The sequence below is a fragment of the Amycolatopsis rifamycinica genome (genome assembly GCF_000695625.1).
Classification (GTDB): domain Bacteria; phylum Actinomycetota; class Actinomycetes; order Mycobacteriales; family Pseudonocardiaceae; genus Amycolatopsis; species Amycolatopsis rifamycinica.
In genome coordinates this window covers 11,460-30,893 of record NZ_JMQI01000004.1, presented here as the reverse complement: position 1 = coordinate 30,893, position 19,434 = coordinate 11,460, and the positions used below count along the sequence as shown (strand labels likewise).

Sequence of the window (19,434 nt, the reverse complement as noted above, 5' to 3'; positions counted from 1 at the left end):
CCCGCCGCAGCGCCGGGCCGCTGCCGGCCAGCCAGATCGGCGGCCCGCCGGGGCGGGCCGGGGGAGGAGCGAGCCGCACGCCGGAGAAGGCGAAGTGACGGCCCTCGTGGGAAACCGCCTCGCCCGACCAGAGCCGGCGCAGGAGGGTGATCGTCTCCTCCAGACGCTCGCCGCGGCGCTCGAAGCCGACGCCGACCGCGGCGAACTGGGCGCGGGTGTGCGGGGTCGGGAAACCGCCGCCCAGCCCGGCGATCAGCCGGCCCGCCGCCAGCCGGTCGAGGGTGGCGAGCTGGTGCGCGAGCAGGATCGGGTGGCGCAGCGCCGGCAGCAGCACGGCCGTGCCGAGCGTGATCCGCTCGGTGGCCTGGGCGACCGCGGCCAGCAGAAGCAGCGGATCGGCGCGGGGCCGCGTCACGGGACTGTCGCCCGCCCAAACCGAGTCCAGGCCCAGTTCTTCCGCCCGCCGCGCCTGGCGGACGAGCCGTTCCAGGTCGTGCGCGCCCCGCGCGGCCTGGTCGCGCGTCGGCAGCAAGTAGCCGATCTTCAGCTTCCCCATCGTCCCTCCGAACTCCTGGGCGGAACCTTAGCCCATTGACTTCCTGTTTTTGAAGTGCCAAGTTCTACATCAGGTAGTCGACGAGAAGGAGTTCGGCATGACGAAGGCGCTCTACACGGCCGAAGCGCACGTGACCGGGGGACGCGCCGGTCGCGGGCGCACCACCGACGGACGACTGGACCTCCAGCTGCGGCCACCGAAGGAGCTGGGCGGGGACGGCGAAGGCGCGAACCCCGAGCAGCTGTTCGCCATCGGGTACGCGGCCTGTTTCGGCGCGACGCTCGCCCTCGTCGGTCAGCGCGGGAACGTCAAGGCCGACGACGCGGAGATCGAGTCGTCGGTGTCCCTGGTCCCGGCCGGCGGTGGCCGGTTCGAGCTCGGCGTCGAGCTGCGGATCACGCTGCCGTCGGCCGACGGTGCGCAGGCGGCCGAACTGGCCAGGACGGCGCGGGAGGTGTGCCCGTATTCGAACGCCACCCGCGGCAACGTCGAGGTGGCGCTGACGGTCAACGGCGTCCGGGTCTGAGGTTCAGACCACCGGCTGCCGGCGAACGTCGTAGAGGTCCCAGTCCAGCTGCCAGAACGCGTCGATGCCGTGCTCGCGGATGTACTTGCGCTCGGTGTCGTGGACGGGGTAACAGCCCGCGATGCTGATCGGCGGGCCGCCGACGTCGATCAGCGTGTACTGGTGGGCGTCGAGGCCCGCGGGCGCCGAAACGGCGAACGCCGTCATCGACGACTCCGGGGCGATCGGCTGGCCGAAGTCGATGGTGTCGCCGTAGACGAACGGGCAGGTGCCGCGCAGCTGTTCGGCGAGGTAGCCGATGGCCAGGGCCCAGACCGGGTCGTCGGACCGGACGCTGATCCACAGCTCCGGCCGCACGCCGTGCCAGTCCGGGTGGTCGGCCAGGGAAAGGCCGTAGGTCGCGCCGGTGAGGTAGCGCGGTTCGGGCTCGTCGGCGTAGACGAACGCGATGACGTCGTCGAGCCCGGGCCGCGTCGACGGGATGGGCTGCAGCCGGGGCTCGGCGGACCCGGTCAGGGTGTCGAGATGGGCGAAATACCGCTCGGCACGACTCGGCATGGCGCGCAGCATACGACCGGCCGGCGCCGGCGTGGGTCATCCCGTTGGCCCGGGCGCGGCAAGATCGGGCAGGGTGGGGAGCATGCGAGTGCTCGTGATCGGCAGCGGGATCGGCGGCGCGGCGACGGCCTGGCACCTGGCGGGCCGCGGCGCGGAAGTGGTCGTGGCGGATGCGGCGCGGCCCGGAACGGCGACCGAGGCCGGCGCCGGCATCGTCAGCCCCTGGACGTCCCGGTGGGAAGACGCGCTGTACCCGCTCGCGGCGGCCGCCGGCCGGTACTACCGCGAGTTCACCGAGGAGCTCGACGGTTCGTCGTTCGAGATCGTCGGCGGAATGATCGTGTCGGCCGACGACGCCGAGCTGGCCGAAGCCCACGAGCGGCTGACGGCGCGGGCGGCGGACGCGCCCGAGATCGGCGAGGTCCGGCGCCTCGACCCGGCGCGGGCGCGCGAGCTGTTCCCGGCACTGGCGCCCGGGCTGGGCGCGGTGCACCTGGCCGGCGCCGGCCGCGTCGACGGGCACCGGCTGCGCCGCGCGCTGCTGGCGGGGGCCGAAAGCCGGGGCGCCGAGTTCGTCGAGGGCGAGGTGGCCTTCCGCGCCGACGGCACGGTCGCGAGCCCGCACGGCCCCCTGGAGGCGGACAGCGTCGTGGTGGCGGCCGGTGCGTGGAGCCGCGAACTGCTGGCCCCGCTGGGAATCGACCTGCCGGTGACGCCGCACCGCGGCCAGATCAGCCACTTCGTGCTGCCGGGCACGGAAACGGCGGCCTGGCCGGTGGTCCTCCCGCCGGGCGGTCACTACCTGCTGGCCTTCGCCGGCGGCCGGGTGGTGGCGGGCGCGACACGCGAGGCGGAGTCGGGCTTCGACTACCGCGTCACGGCGGCCGGACAGCGCGAAGTGCTGGACAACGCGCTGGCGGTGGCCCCGGGTCTCGCGGACGCGACACTGGCGGAAACCCGGGTCGGCTTCCGCCCGGGGACGCCGGACGGGCTGCCGATCCTGGGATCGATCCGGCCGGGCCTGGCGGTCTCGACGGGCTTCGGCGCGGGCGGGCTGACGAACGCGCCGTTCGCGGGAAAGCTGGTGGCGGAGGTGGCGCTGGGCGAGGACCCGGGCTTCGACTTGAGCCCGTTCGCGCCGGACCGGTTCTGAGGGTTTCGTCTCCGCGCGGCTTCCCGATCCCGGCGGACCCGGGCCGTCAGCCCTCGGTGACCAGGTCGAGCGCGTGGTCGCCCGTGCGCTCGACCACCAACCCGGCCTTCCTGATCACCTTCACCAGCTGGTCCACAGTGGACGGCTCAGCCCGGGTGGTCACCAGCACGCGTGCCAAGCGGCCCTTGTACGCCTTGTTGAAGTGGCTCACCGTCACGCGCTCGCCGTGGGCGCTCTCGGTCACCACACGGACCGTCACCGCGTCCGGGCGCAGCTTGGCGAAGGCCGCGTACGTGCCCGAACGCAGGTCCACCACCAGGCCCTCCACGCCCTTCAGCACCGGCTCGAGAACCGGCTTCCACAACCCGCGGACCGGGCCCAGCGACGGCAGCGCAGTGCCGCCCGAAAGACGGTATGCCGGGATCGGGTCCGTGGCCGACACCACGCCGAACAGCGACGACGTCACCGCCAGCCGCCGGTGCGCCTTTTCCAGTCCCGCCCTCGTGAAGCTCTTCACGTCCAGCGCGTCGTACAGCACGCCGGTGTAGCGGCGCAGCGCCGGCATCGTCGGGGACCGCCACAGCCGCGCGTTGCGCGCGACCTCGCCCGCCTGCCGCTCGGTGAGGCCCAGGACCGCGATGCTGGCCGGGACGTCCGCGGCCAGCTCGGTCAGCGCGTCGGCGAGCTTCGCGCGCGTCGGGTTCAGCTCGGGGAACGACAGCGCGTCGAGGTCGAGCGGGCCGCCGCGGCCGCCGTCGGCCTTGGTCTCGGAAGGGGGGAGGAGCACCAGCACGCCCCGAGCGTACTGCGTCACCTGCACCGATCCGGCCGGCAGCCACCGCGGAACGGGAGCCGGTGAGCGGACCGGCACCGCCCGCTGCGGGGCGGATCGGTAATCGGGGTGCGCGGGCGGCGCCGTCCCGCTTAGCCTCCCGGCATGGACCTGACCTGGCGCCCGTTGACCCTCGACGACGCTCCCGCCCTCGCCCGGCTCTACGCGGCCGCCGAGGAAGCCGACCGGACCGGTGACCACTTCAGCGCGGAAGACCTCCGCGACGAGCTCGCCGCCCCCAACGTCGACCTGGCCCGCGCGACCGTCGGCGCCTGGGACGGCGACCGGCTCGTGGGCTACGGCCTGATCCTCCGCCGCGCCACCGCCGACCCGGTGCACATGCTCCGGCTCCAGTCGGTGGTGCATCCGGAACACCGCACCGACGCCGTCGGCACTCACCTGGTCGAGTGGTTCGCGCGCACGAGCCGTGACGTCCACGAGCGCGCCTTCCCGGGCGCGCCGTACGAACTGCACCACGACAGTCACCAGAACGAGCACTGGATCGCCGACGTCCTCACCCGCGCGGGTTACACGCACGGCCGGACGATGGTCAACATGCGCGTCGGCCTCGCCGACCTGCCCCCGCAACCCCCGCTGCCGGACGGCTTCGAGGCGGTGCCGTTCGACTTCGAGCACGACCTCGCCGCGCTCGAAGCCCGCAACGACACCTTCGCCGACCACTGGGGCAGCACCAGTTACGAGCCGGACGTCTGGCGCCACCTGGTCACCGGCTCGAAGGACTTCCGCCCGGACCTGTCGTTCCTCATCCTCGACGACGACAAGGTCCTGGCGTTCGTGCTGAGCCACCACTACGCGTCCGAATTCGAGGCGACGGGCATCCGCGAGCACTACGCCACCTGGGTGGGAACGAGGGCGGCGCTGCGCGGCCGTGGCGTCGCGTCCGGGCTGCTGGGCCACACGCTCAAGGCGGCGAAAGACGCGGGATTCGACCGGTCGGCCCTCAACGTCGACGTCGACAACGCCCACCGCGCGCTGGGTGTTTACGAACGCTGCGGATATCGCGTCGAAGACGAATGGCACGTGTACGTGCTGTCCTGAATTCGGGACGCCCCACCGCCGATCGGGGAATGGACGGCATTCGTACCATCACGACATGAAGCCGACTTCCACCTCGCCCGGTTCGAGGGCATTGGCCGCTTCGCTGCGCGAAGTGCGGGTAGCGCGGGGAAAAGGGCTGCGCGAACTCGCCCGGATGGTCCGGATTCTGCCGCAGTTGCTGTCGGCGTGGGAAAAGGGACAGCGGGTGCCGCGGCCGGAGGACGTGGCGCGGTTGCTGGGCGCGCTGCGGGTCGACGACGTGACGTACGACCGCATGATGCGCCTGGCCAGGCACGCCCGCGACGACAACTGGCTGGACTCGAACCCGTCGGATCTCCCGCCCGCGCTGAGCGGGATCGTGGAGTACGAGCGCACGGCCACCCGCATCACGAACTGGGAACTGGCGATCGTGCCTGGCCTCCTCCAGACACCGGACTACGCCAGGGCGATCCTCACCAATTCGGAGATCGATCTGCCGCAAGCCGACACCAGGCTGGTCGCCCGGTTGAACCGCCAGGGGATTCTCGCGGGGCCGGATCCGGTCAGGATCACCTCTTTGGTGGGGGAAATGGCGATCCGCGAAGAAATCGGCAGCGCCGAGGTGATGTCGGATCAGATGGATCATCTGCTGACGATGATGGAGCGGCCGAACATCTCGCTGCGGATTGTGCCCGCGAACATCGGCTACCACCCGGGGCTGATCGGCTCGTTCATCCTGTACGAGTTCGCTGGGATGCAGCCGATCGTGCACCTGGAGAACTCGCACGCCACCGCGTTCCTCCACGAGGACGATGTGGTTCGGAACTACCGGAGACAGGCTAAGCTCTTGGCCGGCAAGGCACTGAGTGAAGACGACACCCGAGCCATGCTTCGGGAGGTCGCGCGATAGCCCGGGAGGCCTCGGTGGAGGACATGGTCTGGCGCAAGTCGAGCTACAGTGGCGGTCAATCCAATTGTGTCGAAGTCCGGCTTGCTCGGGCCGTGGCCGTCCGGGACACGAAGGCCCGGGAGCACGGCCACCTGACCGTCTCGCGGGCCGCGTGGGTCGCCGCCGTCAGCGCTCTACGAGGTTGAGCAGCTCCTCACCCTTCGCGTACCTCCTCAGCTGCTCGGCCACGAGCTTCTTCGCGCGCGGATAAAAGGACGCCGATCCGCCCGCGATGTGCGGGGTGATGACCACGCCCGGCACCGTCCACAGTGGATGACCGGCGGGCAGTGGTTCCGGGTCCACGACGTCCAGGCCGGCGCGGAGGCGTCCGGTGCGGGTCTCGGCGAGCAGTGCTTCCGTGTCGATCGCCGTGCCGCGGCCGACGTTGATCACCAGGGCGTCGTCCGGGAGGGCGGCTAGCTCGTCCGAGCCGATGAGGCCGCGGGTCGCCGGCGTGTCCGGCAGGACCAGCACGACGATGTCGGCCTTCGGCAGCAGCGCGGGCAGTTCGGCGACGCCGTGGACGTCTTCGTCCGGGCGGGGGCGGCTCGCCACCCGCGTCACCACGGCCTCCGCGGCGACGAGCTGGCGTTCGACGGCCCGCCCGATCGAGCCGTAGCCGACGAGGAGCACCCGGCTGTCGGCCAGCGACCGCGTGTGCTCGCGGGTCCACTCGCCGCGCGTCTGCTGTGCGAACCAGCGCGGCAGGTCCCGCTGCGCCGCGTGGATGAGCGCGAGGGTGTGCTCGGCGACGCTCAGGTCGTGGAGCCCGCGTCCGTTCGCCAGCCGGACGCCGTCGGGCAGCAGCGGCACGAGCGTCTCGACCCCGGCCGACAGCGCCTGCACCACCCGTAGCGACGGCAGTTCCCCGATCAGCTTCGGCGGCTCCGGCCCGCGGTCGTAGGGCAGCACGTAGAACTCGACCTCGCCGAGATCGGCCGGCGGGGGCTCGACGCCGTCGTAACAGGCGGCGCCGAATCCTTCCGACACGTCGATGTCGGGCCACGGCAGCAGTACGCGAGCGCTCATGCCGCCTTTCTACCCGCTACCGCGTGTAGTAGCCCTGCAGGTCGACGATCATGTCGATCGAGCCGTTCGAGTTGCGGACGTCGAACTGCGCGCCCGAGCCCAGCCGGACCGTCGCGGAGTTGGACGTGTTCTCGCCGCGCATGATGTTCACCGTCGAGGGGATACCGGTGTAGGGCAGGTCGTGCGACCAGGCGGCCAGGAACGTCGGGATGCTCGCCTGGGTGCCGGTGAGGTTCACCGCCACGGCGGTCGCCCCGGCCGGGAGCCCGCCGACCGGCACCGTGCGGGTCGCGCCCGGGCCGAGCGGCGCCGGCGTGCCGTCGCGGGTGTCGAGCAGGCGGGTGGGCGTGTTCAGCGCCGCATACCGGCTGCCCGCGTCGCCGGGCACGAACGAGCCGGCCACCGACAGCAGGACGTGGCTCTGGCCGTGGTGGAGGAAGACGCGGATCGCGCCGTCGTCGCCGATCCGCACCAGCGACTGGGCCGCGCGGTCCTCGTTCGGCACGATGTTCAGCGTCGACGGGCCGGGCGTGCCTTGGGAGAAGGCGCTGAAGAACGTGTCGGAGTCGCTTTCGGTGCCGGTGAGGTTGACGGCCACGGCGACGGCGTCGGCGGGGACACCCGCCACACCGCGGACCGGCACCGTCACGACCTCGCCGGGAGTCAGCTTGCCCGGGTGCCCGCCGAGTGAGGAGCGGGTGTCGAGCAGCAGATCGGGCTTGTCCTTCGGCTGGTAGGTCGACTCGCCGGAGGCGCTGTAGTAGCCGAGGTAGTCGACGATGACGTCGATGCCGCCGGCGTTGTTGCGGACCTTGATCCGGCCGTCCGGGCCCACCGGGACGATCGCCATGCCGGCGGCGGTGCGGCCGGCGGCGACGTTCACGTTGGACGTCGTGGGCAGGGTGTCGCCGTAGGCGGTCAGGAAGGTGCCCGCGGTGCCGCCGGTGCCGACGAGGCTCACCGCGACGGCGCTCGCCCCGGCGGGCAGGCCCGGGATGGCGACGGACACGGATTCGCCCGCGGCGACGGGCTTCTTGTGGCCGCCGGTGTCGGTGCGGGTGTCGAGCACGCGCTGGGCGGTGGGCAGCGCGGTGTAGGCGTCGCCGCGGAGACGGAGGCCGATCCAGCCGGCGATGTCGTCGACGCGGGTCTCGACGGTGCCCTGCCGGGTCTCGGTCGAGCCGAGGCAGCCGGCCTGCCACGAGGAGTGGTGGAGCCCGGCGAGCTCGACGACGCCGTCGCGGTCACGCAGGAGCGGGCCGCCGGCGTCGCCCTGGCAGGTGGTGGCGGCCGCCGGGTCGCCGAGGACGGCGAGGGTGGTGGCGGTGACGCTCTGCACGGCGACGGGCGCGGTGTGGAGCTGGTCGGGCACCCATTCGGTGGCCGTCCGCCCGTAGCCGGCGACGCGCAGGCGCTCGTTCGGCGCGGGGGCGGCGGTGCCGACGGCGACCGGAGCGATCCCGGTGACCGGCGCGGCCAGCTTGGCGAGCACGACGTTGCGGTCGGCCCGGAAGAGCAGGTCGACGACGGCGCGTTCGGTGCCGGCGGCACCCCGTTGCCCGACGACGGCCTTGGTGGCGAGCTTCGGCGCACCGGCCTGCCCGCCGTTCTCGGGGAAGCAACTGGCGGCGGTGACGACCCACTGCGGCGCGACGAGGGCGCCGCTGCAGCCGTGGACCCCGCCGACCTCGATCTTCGTGGCGAAGGTGTAGGCCCCCTCGGCGGCCGGGGCGCCCCCGGTGACGGCGGCGCCGGGCACGGCGGTCACGACCGTGGCCACCACGGCGGCGGCGAGCACGACCCCGGCTCTTTCGGGCATGGTGAAGAAACCCTTGACGGGCGGCATGGATCCCCCTGCTGTATCGGAAACTTCAGCGCGAACGGGAGATGCCGTGGTCACCCCGCACCAAGGACCCCCCCGTTCCTGGTCGCGCCGATGCTAGCCGGTCGCGTCGGCACGAGGCCAGTAGCCGACGGCCTTCCGACCCCCGGCACCGACCCGTCGGAACCCCTCAGCGCAACCGCCCCCCAGCGGAACCGCCCCGCAGCGCAACTACCCCGCACGCAACCTCCCCTCAGCGCCCCCTCCCCTCAGTGCACCGCCGCCGACACGCAGAACTCGTTGCCCTCCGGATCGACGAGTACCGTCCACGCCAGCCCCGGCACCTCGTGCCGCCCCACCTCCTTCGCGCCCAGCTCCACCAGCCGCTTCACCTCCGCCTCGCGGTCTTCGTAGCCGAAGTCCACGTGAGCCCGGTTCTTGCCCGCCCTCGGCTCCGGTACCCGCTGCAGGGCCAGTGGGAGCCCGCCCTCCGCCGGGGCGAGGATCAGGAACTCGCCTTCGTAGTCCTGCGCCACCGTCGTGCCCAGCGCCGCCGTCCAGAACCGCGCCAGGCCTCTCGGGTCGGCGCAGTCGATCGTGATCATTCCCATCGTGATGGCCATGTTCCGAAGCTAGCGGTCACCACCGACAAAAACGGGCCGCCGAGTAACCCGTTGGAGTCACGGCCGGGGGAGTGACTACCCTGAGCGGGACTTTCACACCCGCCCGGCGCAGGGAGCCCCGCAGTGATCACCAGGACTTCGTCGTTGTTCCTTCGCACGTTGCGCGAGGATCCGGCGGACGCCGAAGTACCGAGCCACCGGCTCCTGGTACGTGCCGGCTACGTCCGCCGGGTCGCTCCGGGCGGGTACTCCTGGCTGCCGCTGGGCCTGCGGGTGCTGCGCCGCATCGAGGCCGTCGTGCGGGAAGAGATGAACGCCATCGGCGCGCAGGAGATCCAGTTCCCCGCGCTGCTGCCGAAGGAGCCCTACGAGGCCACCGGCCGCTGGACCGAGTACGGCGACGGCCTCTTCCGCCTCAAGGACCGCAAGGGCGCCGACTACCTCCTCGGCCCGACGCACGAGGAGCTCTTCGCCCTCACCGTCAAGGGCGAGTACAGCTCGTACCGCGACTACCCGGTCACGCTGTACCAGATCCAGACCAAGTACCGCGACGAAGCCCGCCCCCGCGCCGGCATCCTGCGCGGCCGCGAGTTCGTCATGAAGGACTCCTACTCCTTCGACCTCGACGACGAGGGCCTCGCGCGCTCCTACCAGGCGCACCGCGACGCCTACGTGAAGCTGTTCGACCGGCTGGGCCTCGAGTACGTCGTCGTGAAGGCGACGTCGGGTGCGATGGGGGGCTCGGCGTCCGAGGAGTTCCTCGCCGTCGCCGAGACGGGGGAGGACACCTACGTCCGCAGCACCGAGTCCGGTTACGCGGCGAACGTCGAAGCCGTCGTCACGCCCGCGCCGGCCGCGCAGCCCATCGAGGGCCGTCCCGAGGCGCAGGTGCACCACACGCCGAACACGCCGACCATCGACACGCTGGTCGACTTCCTCAACAAGGCCGGCCTGGGGCGGACCTTCACCGCCGCGGACACGCTGAAGAACGTCATGCTCAAGACGCGTCAGCCGGGCTCGGCCGAGTGGGAGCTCGTCTGCGTCGCCGTCCCGGGTGACCGCGAAGTGGACATGAAGCGCCTCGAAGCGTCGCTGGAGCCGGCCGAGGTCGCGCTGCTCGACGAGGCCGACTTCGCGAAGAACCCGTTCCTCGTCAAGGGCTACATCGGCCCGAAGGCGCTGCAGGACAACGGCGTGCGCTACCTCGCCGACCCGCGGATCGTCCCCGGCACCGCCTGGGTCACCGGAGCCGACAAGGTCGACCACCACGTCGTGGACCTGCTGGCCGGGCGCGACTTCACCCCGGACGGCACCATCGAGGCCGCCGAGGTCCGTGAGGGCGACGCGTCGCCGGACGGGCACGGCACCCTCGTCGCCGCGCGCGGCATCGAGATCGGGCACATCTTCCAGCTCGGCCGCAAGTACACCGACGCCTTCGAGGTCGACGCGCTCGGCCCGGACTCGAAGCCGATCCGGATCACCATGGGGTCCTACGGTGTCGGCGTTTCGCGGCTGGTCGGCGTGCTCGCCGAGCAGAACCACGACGACCTCGGCCTGATCTGGCCGCGGGTGGTGTCGCCGTTCGACGTGCACATCGTCATCGCGGGCAAGGACGAGACGATCGCGGCCGGCGCCGAGAAGATCGCCGCCGAGCTGGACGCGGCCGGGATCGAGGTCATCCTCGACGACCGCAAGGCGACGCCGGGCGTCAAGTTCGCCGACGCCGAGCTGGTCGGCGTGCCGACCATCCTGGTCGTCGGGCGCGGCCTGGCCAACGGCCTCGTCGAGGTCAAGGACCGCCGTTCCGGCGAGCGCGAGGAGATCGCGGTCGACGCCGTCGTCGAGCACCTGGTCAAGCTCGTCCGGGGCTGAGATGAGCCGGCGTCCCGACGACGCAACGCCGGGGTACGAGGACAACGCGGCGCTTCGCGGGTTCGGGGGTTACGAGCCCGCGGACGCGCCGCGCGCACAACCGAAACGGATCCGCCCGCGGCAGAAGCCGCTGAAGTGGCGGCGGGCGCCCTGGTTCGGCCTGGTGTTCATCGCCCTGGTCGCCGGGGTGCTGAACGCGCTGGGTGTCGGCAAGCCGCATCCGGCGTCGTCCTCGCCGCCACCCGCGCCGCTGGTGGTGACGCCTTCGCCGCGCGCGGCGGTCCCGGCGGCGGTCGCGGGCTGGCAGTCCGTGGCGGGCCGCGACGGCTCGTACGCCTACGACGTGCCGCCGAACTGGGAGCCGGCGCCGGACACCCAGCACGGCTGGGCCGGGATCAGGCTGGTCACGAGCGCGTTCCTGGGCAAGGACTTCTGCGCCCGGAACACGCTGGGCGGCGCGGGCGTCACGACGCAACCCGCGGCGGATCCCGAGGCGGCGGCGCGCAAAGCGGTGACCGATCTGGTGGCCGGCGCGTACGGCGGGTCCCCTCGGATCGGTGCCGGCGCCGACGCCCAGGTGACGAAGGCCGACGGCACCACGATCTCCGCGCGGATCGTGGTCGCCGAGGTGGTCCCGGCGGACACGGGGGAGTGCCCAGTGCGGCACGCCCTGGTGGCGGCGATGGCGTTCGGCGGGGATTCGGGGACGTCCGGTGTCGTGGTGGCGTACGCGGACAGCGACCGGTCCGGGCCTTCGGTGCGCGAGGACCTGGAGCGGATCGTGCGCAGTTACCGGTTCGTCCCGGCGGAGGACCGCGGCACGACCACTCCGCCGCCCACCACCTACCGCTGAGCGCCGGAGCGGTCGCGGGTTCCCGGTCCGGCCGGCCGTTCGGCGAACGCGGAGACGACGAGCAGGGCCGCTGCCACCCAGGCCGCGGGGCCGACACCCCACTGGCTCGCCAGCGCGCCGGCAGCCAGTGCGCCGAGGGTTTGCGCGCCGTAGAGGACGACGGTGTAGAGCGCGACCGCCCGTGACCGCAACCGCAGGGCCACCGAAAGCTGCAGGAACGCGTTGTTCATGGTGATCGTGCAGGCGAAGGCCGCGCCGAAGACCGTCGCCACCACGAGCAGCAGGCCGACGTTCCCCGCCAGTGGAAGCACGGCCAGGCCGAGCGCGGCGGCCGAAGCGCAGCTTGCCCGCAGCACGCGGTCGGTCACGACGTGGCGGACCACCGGGTAGGCGACCGCCGAACAGATCGCGCCGAAGCCGAACGCGGCCAGCACCAGCCCGACGACGCCTTCGGGAAGCCGCCGCACGGTCAGCAGGTACACCGGTGTCAGCGCGAACATCACCTGGGTCAGGAGGAAGAACAGCCAGGCCCGGGTCAGCAGTGCGCGGTACGGAACGGATTCGCGTACAAGGGCAGTGGTCTCCTGCCACGCCCCGCGCCGGCCGGCCGGGCCGTCGTCGAGGCGCTCGATCCGCCGGGAACGCCGGAAGCACAGCACGAAACCGGCGAACGACAAGGCGTTGACCGCATAGACCGGCAGTGCGCCGACGGCGCCGAACAGCCAGCCGCCCGCCGCGGGCCCGAGAGTCCTGGCGATGTTGAACGACAGGCTGTTGAGCGCCGCTCCGTCCTTGATCAGCTCCGCGGGCAGCGTCGAGGAAACCTCCGCGTTCCACGCGGGGTAGGCCGCCGCCCAGGACGCGTTCAGCCCGAACGTCAGCGCCAGGAGCGCGCCGGGCCCCAGTGCCCCGGCGAGATCGAGCGCGGCGAACAGCGCGGCGGTCAGCGCACTCGCCGCATTGGCCCAGAACAGGACCGTGCCGCGGCCGATCCGGTCGGCGAGCACGCCCGCCGGGAGCGCGAGGAGGAAGACCGGCAGCGTCGCGGCCGCCGGCAGCAGGGCGTTGACCGCCGGCACGGCCGAGAAGTTCGCGAGCTGTGCCGTGGCCGCGGTGTTGTGCATCCAGGTGCCGAAATGCGAAAGCGCCGCGACGGTCCACAACCGGCGATAGGCGCGGACGCGCAGGGGACCTGTACCGCGCCATTCGGTGCTGCCTCGCATGCCCTGAGCATCGAGGCATTGATCAATTCCGTCAATCTTGACTCGATCAATATGAGAAGCTGTCCCCATGGCCACGGACGAAGCAGCGGAGCGGGCCCTCACCACCGACCAGGCCGCACGGCTGCTCGGGGTGAAGCCGGAAACGGTTTACGCCTACGTCAGCCGGGGCCTCCTGCGCCGGCGGCGAGGAGAGGACGGCAGATCGAGCTTGTTCGCCGCGGACGAGGTGCGGCGGCTGGCCGCGAAGCACGCCCGCAGCGCCCCAGCCAAAGGGTCGACGCCGTCGATCGAGACCAGGCTGACGTCCATGACGGACGGCAGCCTGCACTACCGCGGCCAGGACGTCGCTCAGCTGGCGGGTTCTGTCGGGTTCGAGGCCGTCGTCGCCCTCCTCTGGACCGGATCACCCGACGAACCACCCAGCCTTTCGGTGCCGCCCGCCACGACGAAGAAGGCCAAGGCCGCGATCAAGCCGCTCGCCGCGGACGCTCGTCCGTGCGATCTGCTACCGATCGTCGTCGCGGCCGCCGCCACCGCCGACCCGCTGCGCTACGACGTCCAACCGGACACCGTCATGCGGACCGGGTGCACCCTGCTGGCGGTGCTGGCCGAGGCCTTGCCGAGAATCGGCGCCGAGCCGCAGCCGATCTCGCGGTCGGAGCCGCCTCCGCTGGCAGCGCGGCTGTGGCCCGCGTTGACTTCGCGTCCGCCCACCGGCGAAGCCCTGCGTGCGCTCGACGCGGCGATGGTGCTTCTGGCCGACCACGATCTCGCGGCCTCCACGATGGCGGCCCGGCTCGCGGCGTCGACGCGAGCCCATCCGTATGCCGTGGTCGGCGCCGGGCTCGGGGTGCTGGCCGGCCCACGGCACGGCGCGGCGGCCGGGCTGGCGCACCGGTTCCTGCGTGACACCCTGCGCGGCGGGGACCCGGTGGGCGAACTGTCCGAGCGCCTGCGCGAGGGTGGCGGACAGGCGCCGGGCTTCGGGGAGGACTTCTACCCCGGAGGCGACCCACGTGCCGCCCGGCTCCTGGAAATCCTGCTCGGCTCCGACTTGCCGGACGATCTGAGGTCTACGGTCGTCCGGTTGCGTGACGCGACCGCGGACCGTCCGCGGATCCGGCCCAACGTCGACTTCGCGCTCGCGGTGCTCTGTCACGCGAACGAGATGGTCGCCGGAGCGGGAGAAACCGTCCGGGCGATCGCCCGGACGGCGGGCTGGATCGCGCACGCGCTGGAGGAGTACCGCGAACCACCCGACCGGCTCCGGCCGACCGGGATCTACACCGGAGCCCGGGCCGGCCGGAGCCGGACCATGAACACCTACCGCTGATCGCCGGAATTCGGCAGGCTGCGGGGCATGAGCGGTGATGCGGAGAGACGGCTCGGGCGGATCCGGGCCGTCGCGTTCGGGGTGCTGGCCGTTTCCGGGGTGCTTCTCCTCTTCGGGCCGTTGCTGGCCAAGGCCTGGATCTGGCTCGTCGAGCCGCGCGATCCCGACTGGTGGGGCGCCTCCGGGCAGTGGGTCGGGGGCATCGGCACGATCGCGGCCGTCGTGGTCGCGTTGTGGATCGCCATCCGGGACGGGCGGCTCGCGCAGGCGGACCGGCGGGAACGGGACCTGCGCGAGCGGCAGGAGCAGGCCGCGAAGGTCACCGCGTGGATCGAGTACGCCGCCGGCCAGGGGTACATGGTCGTGTCCAACGCTAACGCCGAGGCGGTCAACCACGTCGTCGTCTCGTTCGACCTCGTGCACAACCTGCCGATGACCGGCTCGACCCTGCACCGCGGCCCGGACATCGAAGACGACGAATACCTCTACGCCATCCTGCCGCCGGGGAAGTGGCGGATGCCGATCCGCGAGGAGTGGCGGCGGCCGGACATGACGCCTGGGGTGATGCTCGCCTTCACCGACTCGCGGAACGGCCACTGGCTCCGGCTGACCGACGGACGGCTGATCCCGAAGGACCAGAACGTCGTCACCCGGCGGAAGATCCGCTTCCCCCAGCGGATCAGTGTGCCCGAGAGCTACTGACCAGCTTCGCCAGCTGCCGCAGGCGGACGTCCGGCAGGTACGCCCGGCTCAGCGCCAGGCCGATGCGCGGAAGGTCGGCCTCGTCGCGGAAAGCCAGGTACAGCGGGACGTGCCGCGGCTGGAACTTCGCCTTGAACGCGTGCAGGGACCGGAAACCGTAGTACGGCTCCATCACGCGGCCCAGCGACTCCAGCACCCGGTCCACCGGGCGGGCCGGGAAGCCGTCGCCGCTGCGGGCCAGCGGTGCGCCGGACAGCGACACGAACCGCGCCCCTTCCTCGCGGAAGGCCAGGCACGCCGACGCGATCAGGAACTCCATCACCGGGCGGAAGCCGTGGGCGCTGCGGCGCATGATGTCCAGCGTCCAGCCGCCGACCTTGCCGGCCCCGGTGTGGACCGGCAGCCACGACGTCACGCCGTGGACCGTGCCCTCCGCGTCGACCGCCAGCCCGACGCGGGTCGCCGGGTCCATGGCCTCGTCCACGCCGCCGAGGGTGAAGCCCATCTCCGGCATCGCCTTGCCGGACATCCACTCCTCCGACAAGGCCCGGACCTGGGCCAGGATCGGCTCGGGCTGGTCGGCCAGGCGGACCAGCCGGAACTCGATGTCCTGCTTGGCCGCCTTGTTCAGCGCCGAGCGGACGTCCTGCCACGCCTTGCCGCGGAACTCGAGGCCGTCGAGGTCGAGCACGTTGTCCTCGGCCACCTGGACGTGCTGCCAGCCCAGCTCGCGCGTGGCCGCGACCGTGGCTTCCGTCGCCGAGAACACGCACGGCACCTGGCCGGTGTTCTCGCACATCGCGGCGAATTCGGTGACCGTGGCCGCCGCCGTGCCGTCCGGCGCGATCGGGTCGCCGAGGGCGACCGCGACGCCGGCGTGGCGGCGGTAGGCGAGGTAGGAGCGGCCGTCCTCGCGGACGAAGTAGGTGTTGCGCGGCCAGGTCGTCATCCACGACAGCGTGCTGCCGCCGTGGCGCCCCAGCAGGTTGCGGGCCAGTGCCGGCCCCGGGCCCTGCGCGTGGCGGCGCAGCCGGCGTCGCGACGGCACGCGGAAGGCGTGCCGCGCGGCGATCAGCACGGCGAGCTCGACCGTCCACAGGAGATTGTCCACGAAGAACAGCGGCAGGCCCGCGGTGTCGTAGTCGCCGCCGAAGATGTCGGCGATCCCGACGATCGTCGCGACGGCGAGCCCCTGCACCGTCACGAACGCCGACAGCGCGACGGCCCAGCGCCACGCGACGCGCCCGCCCTTGCGCAGCCCGTTCAGCATCGGGATGACCAGCAGGATCAGGATGCCGAGCTCCGGCGCCGACAGCGAAACGCCGTCGTCGGAGCCGAACGGGCCGTCGCCGGGCACCAGGAACATCACGATCTCGGCGATGGTGAGCAGCAGCAGGCCGGCCACGGCCAGCACCCGCCACTCCCGCAGGTTCGGCGCCGCCTGCCCGCCGGAGCGCCGCGCGCCCACCAGCCGCTTGCCGAGCGGAAGGGCCAGCAGCAGCGCGAAGAAGTGCACGAGGTCGGCCAGCGTGCCGACGTAGACGATCGCGACGCCGGCGTACACGCACAGCCCGGCCCGCAGCCGCAGGGCCCACGGCGGCCGCAAGGTCGCGGTGGCGACCGCCACCGCGGCGAGCGCGCCGCCGGAGAACCCGACGTCGAGGCTGCCCGCGACCCGCTCGGCCCACAGCCAGCCGGAATTGCGTGACAGCGCGAGGAACTGGGTCGCGACGAGCACCGAGACGAACTGGCCGACGATGGTCACGGCCATCGCGCGCCGCGTCCCCAGCTTCCACTCGGCGAAGCCGGCGAAGAGCGCGAAGCTGCCGACCATCGGGAGGTAGTACCACGGGATGACGGCGAAGAACGGCCCGGTGACCATGGTCCACCACCGGCCCGCCTCCAGCGACGGCAGACCGTAGGCGACGAACGGGTAGACCGCGCGGTCTTCGGCGGCGTCCCACAACGCCCCGGTCGCGACGGCCAGCACCAGCATCGCGAGCGTGACGCCGGTGGTGAACGGCAACCGCTGCCTGAGGACGGTCACGGTGCTCCGGACGCGTCCCCCTCCGGCGGGCTTTGCCGCCGCCCCTGCGTGAGTCATGGGGATGAGTCTGTCGAGTTCCCGGTACCGCGGACATCGGGCAAGGGAACGAGATTTCCCCTAGGGGAATCGTACTTTCGGCTGAGGGTTATCCCCCTCCCGAGGAGGACGTCAGCCGAGGACCGCGCGCCGGACCGCGTCGGTGTCGGTGAGGTCGGGCAGCACGGTGTGGGCGCCTTCGGCCCGCAGTTCTTCGGCGGAATAGTGCCCGGTGGCCACGGCGACGGAGACCGCGCCGTTGGCCACGGCGGCCCGCACGTCGTTCGGCGTGTCGCCGATGACGACCACCGCGTCGGCGGGGAATTCCGTGCCGTGCTTGGCCGCCGCCAGCGCCATCGCGTGCGGGACCAGGTCCGGGCGGTGCACCGAAAGCGTGCCGTAGCCGCCGATCTCCAGGTCGAGGTGCTCGTCCAGGCCGAAGGGGGCGAGCTTGTGCCGGGAGATCTCCGGCAGGTTGCCGGTGACGAGCGTCTGGACGACGTCGCCGCCGGCGGCGAACGCGGTCAGGGCCTCGGCCGCGCCCGGCAGCGCGCGGGCCGTCTCCGCGAAGGTGTGCCGGTGGCGTTCCGATTCCGCCACCAGGGCCTGGAACAGCGCCTGGATCGTCTCCTCCGCGGCCTCGAAGCCGTTCGCGGTGAGCAGGTCGGTCGTCGTCGCGCGTTCGGTGCGGCCGCCGAACACCGGGTGCACGCGCAGGGTCGCACCGGTCGCGGCGGTGAACGCGGACCCGTACCAGGCCGCGCCCAGTTCGGAGAAGTCCACGAGCGTGTGGTCGATGTCCCAGAGCACCAGCCGCTTCTTCGTCACGGGTCCGAGGCTACCGGGCGGCTTATTCAACGCGCGTTGACTTTCCGGTGACGGGATCGTACCTTGGGCCGTAATTCAACGAGTGACGAATAAGTGGAGGCAGTGATGACCCGTCCCACAGGGGCGCTCGCCCTGGTTGCCGCCCTGGCCGGCGCGCTGGTGGCGGTGGTGCTCGGATTCCTCACCTTCGGCGCGCAGGCCACCGTCGCGCCCGACGGCGTCCCGGTCGCCGTCGCCGCACCGCCGGAGATCGCGCAGCGCGTCGCCGCCCACGGCGGCGGCCAGCTCGCCTGGACCGTCGCCACCCCGGCCGAGGCGCGGCGGCTGCTGGAAGACAAGAAGGTCTACGGCGTGCTCGAACTGGCGCCGGGACCGGCCGCGACCGTGGTGACGTCGGGGGCGGTCAACCCGGCCGGTACCCAGGTCGCGCAGCAGGCCCTGACCGGCGCCGCGACCGCGCTGGCCGGCGCGCCGAAGCAGGAGGTCCTGCACCCGGTGAGCCTCGCCGGCCGCGTCGCGCCGCTGGCCGCGAGCGCGCTGGCGTGGATCGGCGCGCTCGTCGCCGGGCCCGCGCTGACCCAGCTCGCGAAGCGGACCGGGCGGTCGCTCGGAGCCGGCGCGCGGTTTCTGCAGATCACCGGCGCGGGCGTGCTGGTCACGGCGGTGGTGGCCGGGTTCTTCGCGCTGTGGGACGCCGCGCTGCCGCTGACCGCCGACGTCCTCGGCTTCGTCTTCCTCGCCGCGACGGCGTTCGCCGCCGTGCAGGCCGGGCTGCTGCGCCTGCTGGGCCTGCGCGCGATGGCCGTTCTCGCGCCGCTGTACCTGGTCGCGCCCGCGGTGGCCGGGCAGGTGCCGGAGCTGCTGAACCCGGCCTACCGCGCGCTGCTGTGGTCGTGGACGCCGTTCCGGTTCGCCGCCGAAGGCCTGCGCAGCCTGCTTCAGGGCGTGCCGGACGCCCCCGACGTGACGACCGCGCTGGGGGTGCTCGGCGCGCTGCTGGCCGCGGGCCTGCTGGTGGCGCTGTGGCCGGCCCGGTCAGCCCGCCAGGAGGCTGAAGCGCACCTTGCGGACGGGGTTGTCGAGGTTGGTGTCCACTAGGCAGATCGACTGCCAGGTGCCCAGCGCCAGGACGCCGCCGAGCACCGGAACCGTCGCGTAGGGCGGCACCAGCGCCGGGAGCACGTGGTCACGGCCGTGACCCGGGCTCCCGTGCCGGTGCCGCCAGCGGCCGTCGCGGGGGAGCAGCTCGTCGAGCGCGGTCAGCAGGTCTTCGTCGCTGCCGGCGCCGGTTTCCAGGATGGCCAGCCCGGCGGTGGCGTGCGGGACCCAGACGTGCAGCAGCCCGTCGGTGGCGTCGGCGTCGCGCAGGAAGGCCTCGGCTTCGTGGGTGAGGTCGTGGACGACGGCTGCGGAGCCGGTGCGGACCTCGATCTCGGTGGAGTACATGCGGCCCA

20 protein-coding genes are annotated in these 19,434 nt (G+C 72.5%); 10 read left to right on the top strand and 10 right to left on the bottom strand.

Annotation, left to right across the window (positions count from 1 at the left end; translation table 11 throughout):
* The coding region (locus DV20_RS02710) for an LLM class flavin-dependent oxidoreductase (RefSeq protein WP_043776142.1) at window positions 1-556 on the bottom strand (556 nt) is incomplete at its 3' end.
* Window positions 557-653: 97 nt separating this feature from the next.
* Here DV20_RS02710 and DV20_RS02705 point away from each other — a divergent pair.
* Complete coding sequence (locus DV20_RS02705; RefSeq protein ID WP_043776141.1) at window positions 654-1,082, top strand: organic hydroperoxide resistance protein; 429 nt, start codon at window positions 654-656, stop codon at window positions 1,080-1,082.
* Between the two features lie 3 nt (window positions 1,083-1,085).
* Here the strand turns inward: DV20_RS02705 and DV20_RS02700 are convergent, their stop codons facing one another.
* Complete coding sequence (locus DV20_RS02700) at window positions 1,086-1,640, bottom strand: suppressor of fused domain protein (protein WP_235190687.1); 555 nt, start codon at window positions 1,638-1,640, stop codon at window positions 1,086-1,088.
* 82 nt (window positions 1,641-1,722) lie between these two features.
* On the opposite strand from DV20_RS02700, the gene DV20_RS02695 reads away from it, so the two are divergent.
* The gene (locus DV20_RS02695; RefSeq protein ID WP_043776137.1) at window positions 1,723-2,793 is read left to right on the top strand and encodes an NAD(P)/FAD-dependent oxidoreductase; all 1,071 of its coding nucleotides are present in this window, start codon (window positions 1,723-1,725) and stop codon (window positions 2,791-2,793) included.
* Between the two features lie 46 nt (window positions 2,794-2,839).
* Here the strand turns inward: DV20_RS02695 and yaaA are convergent, their stop codons facing one another.
* Window positions 2,840-3,586 (bottom strand): peroxide stress protein YaaA, encoded by a 747-nt coding sequence (yaaA, locus tag DV20_RS02690; protein ID WP_043776136.1) that lies wholly within the window; start codon window positions 3,584-3,586, stop codon window positions 2,840-2,842.
* A gap of 144 nt (window positions 3,587-3,730) precedes the next feature.
* On the opposite strand from yaaA, the gene DV20_RS02685 reads away from it, so the two are divergent.
* From DV20_RS02685 to DV20_RS02675, 3 genes are read left to right on the top strand one after another with little or no spacing between them, the layout of a single operon-like run.
* Window positions 3,731-4,684: a GNAT family N-acetyltransferase gene (locus tag DV20_RS02685; RefSeq protein WP_043776134.1), complete on the top strand. Its 954-nt coding sequence runs from the start codon at window positions 3,731-3,733 to the stop codon at window positions 4,682-4,684.
* A gap of 55 nt (window positions 4,685-4,739) precedes the next feature.
* Entirely contained in the window at window positions 4,740-5,573 is an 834-nt protein-coding gene (locus DV20_RS02680) for a helix-turn-helix domain-containing protein (protein WP_084093287.1), read from the top strand.
* A gap of 23 nt (window positions 5,574-5,596) precedes the next feature.
* A complete protein-coding gene (locus DV20_RS02675; RefSeq protein ID WP_200876341.1) occupies window positions 5,597-5,758 on the top strand; it encodes a DUF397 domain-containing protein in 162 nt (53 codons plus the stop codon).
* On the opposite strand, the gene DV20_RS02670 is transcribed toward DV20_RS02675, so the two are convergent.
* The 3 genes from DV20_RS02670 to DV20_RS02660 all read right to left on the bottom strand — a co-directional run bounded on the left by DV20_RS02670 (window position 5,739) and on the right by DV20_RS02660 (window position 9,086).
* A complete protein-coding gene (locus DV20_RS02670) occupies window positions 5,739-6,641 on the bottom strand; it encodes a 2-hydroxyacid dehydrogenase (RefSeq protein ID WP_043776129.1) in 903 nt (300 codons plus the stop codon). The genes DV20_RS02675 and DV20_RS02670 overlap by 20 nt on opposite strands.
* Before the next feature lie 16 nt (window positions 6,642-6,657).
* On the bottom strand, window positions 6,658-8,460 hold the full coding sequence (locus DV20_RS42930) for a S1 family peptidase (RefSeq protein WP_160169695.1): 1,803 nt from the start codon (window positions 8,458-8,460) through the stop codon (window positions 6,658-6,660).
* 272 nt (window positions 8,461-8,732) lie between these two features.
* Entirely contained in the window at window positions 8,733-9,086 is a 354-nt protein-coding gene (locus DV20_RS02660) for a VOC family protein (RefSeq protein ID WP_043776127.1), read from the bottom strand.
* 123 nt (window positions 9,087-9,209) lie between these two features.
* On the opposite strand from DV20_RS02660, the gene DV20_RS02655 reads away from it, so the two are divergent.
* Window positions 9,210-10,958 (top strand): proline--tRNA ligase, encoded by a 1,749-nt coding sequence (locus DV20_RS02655; RefSeq protein ID WP_043776125.1) that lies wholly within the window; start codon window positions 9,210-9,212, stop codon window positions 10,956-10,958.
* A 1-nt stretch (window position 10,959) separates the two neighbouring features.
* Window positions 10,960-11,811 carry a hypothetical protein gene (locus DV20_RS02650; protein ID WP_043776124.1) on the top strand — a complete coding sequence of 284 codons (852 nt, stop codon included), beginning with the start codon at window positions 10,960-10,962 and terminating at the stop codon, window positions 11,809-11,811.
* On the opposite strand, the gene DV20_RS02645 is transcribed toward DV20_RS02650, so the two are convergent.
* A complete protein-coding gene (locus DV20_RS02645; protein ID WP_160169694.1) occupies window positions 11,802-13,034 on the bottom strand; it encodes an MFS transporter in 1,233 nt (410 codons plus the stop codon). The two genes, DV20_RS02650 and DV20_RS02645, sit on opposite strands and share 10 nt — an antisense overlap.
* A 67-nt stretch (window positions 13,035-13,101) precedes the next feature.
* Here DV20_RS02645 and DV20_RS02640 point away from each other — a divergent pair, with 67 nt between their 5' ends.
* Together DV20_RS02640 and DV20_RS02635 are read left to right on the top strand one after the other, a co-directional pair.
* The gene (locus tag DV20_RS02640; RefSeq protein ID WP_051735768.1) at window positions 13,102-14,367 is read left to right on the top strand and encodes a citrate/2-methylcitrate synthase; all 1,266 of its coding nucleotides are present in this window, start codon (window positions 13,102-13,104) and stop codon (window positions 14,365-14,367) included.
* A gap of 27 nt (window positions 14,368-14,394) precedes the next feature.
* Window positions 14,395-15,069, top strand: a complete 675-nt coding sequence (locus DV20_RS02635) for a hypothetical protein (protein ID WP_043776122.1) — start codon at window positions 14,395-14,397, stop codon at window positions 15,067-15,069.
* Here the strand turns inward: DV20_RS02635 and DV20_RS02630 are convergent.
* Together DV20_RS02630 and DV20_RS02625 are read right to left on the bottom strand one after the other, a co-directional pair.
* Complete coding sequence (locus tag DV20_RS02630) at window positions 15,047-17,173, bottom strand: bifunctional lysylphosphatidylglycerol flippase/synthetase MprF (protein WP_200876340.1); 2,127 nt, start codon at window positions 17,171-17,173, stop codon at window positions 15,047-15,049. The two genes, DV20_RS02635 and DV20_RS02630, sit on opposite strands and share 23 nt — an antisense overlap.
* Window positions 17,174-17,284: 111 nt before the next feature.
* Window positions 17,285-17,980, bottom strand: a complete 696-nt coding sequence (locus DV20_RS02625; RefSeq protein ID WP_043776119.1) for an HAD family hydrolase — start codon at window positions 17,978-17,980, stop codon at window positions 17,285-17,287.
* A 105-nt stretch (window positions 17,981-18,085) separates the two neighbouring features.
* Between DV20_RS02625 and DV20_RS02620 the strand changes: the two genes are divergently transcribed.
* Window positions 18,086-19,078: a YhgE/Pip domain-containing protein gene (locus tag DV20_RS02620; protein ID WP_043776117.1), complete on the top strand. Its 993-nt coding sequence runs from the start codon at window positions 18,086-18,088 to the stop codon at window positions 19,076-19,078.
* Here the strand turns inward: DV20_RS02620 and DV20_RS02615 are convergent.
* On the bottom strand, window positions 19,016-19,426 hold the full coding sequence (locus DV20_RS02615) for a secondary thiamine-phosphate synthase enzyme YjbQ (RefSeq protein WP_043776114.1): 411 nt from the start codon (window positions 19,424-19,426) through the stop codon (window positions 19,016-19,018). The genes DV20_RS02620 and DV20_RS02615 overlap by 63 nt on opposite strands.
* Between the last annotated feature and the right edge of the window lie 8 nt (window positions 19,427-19,434).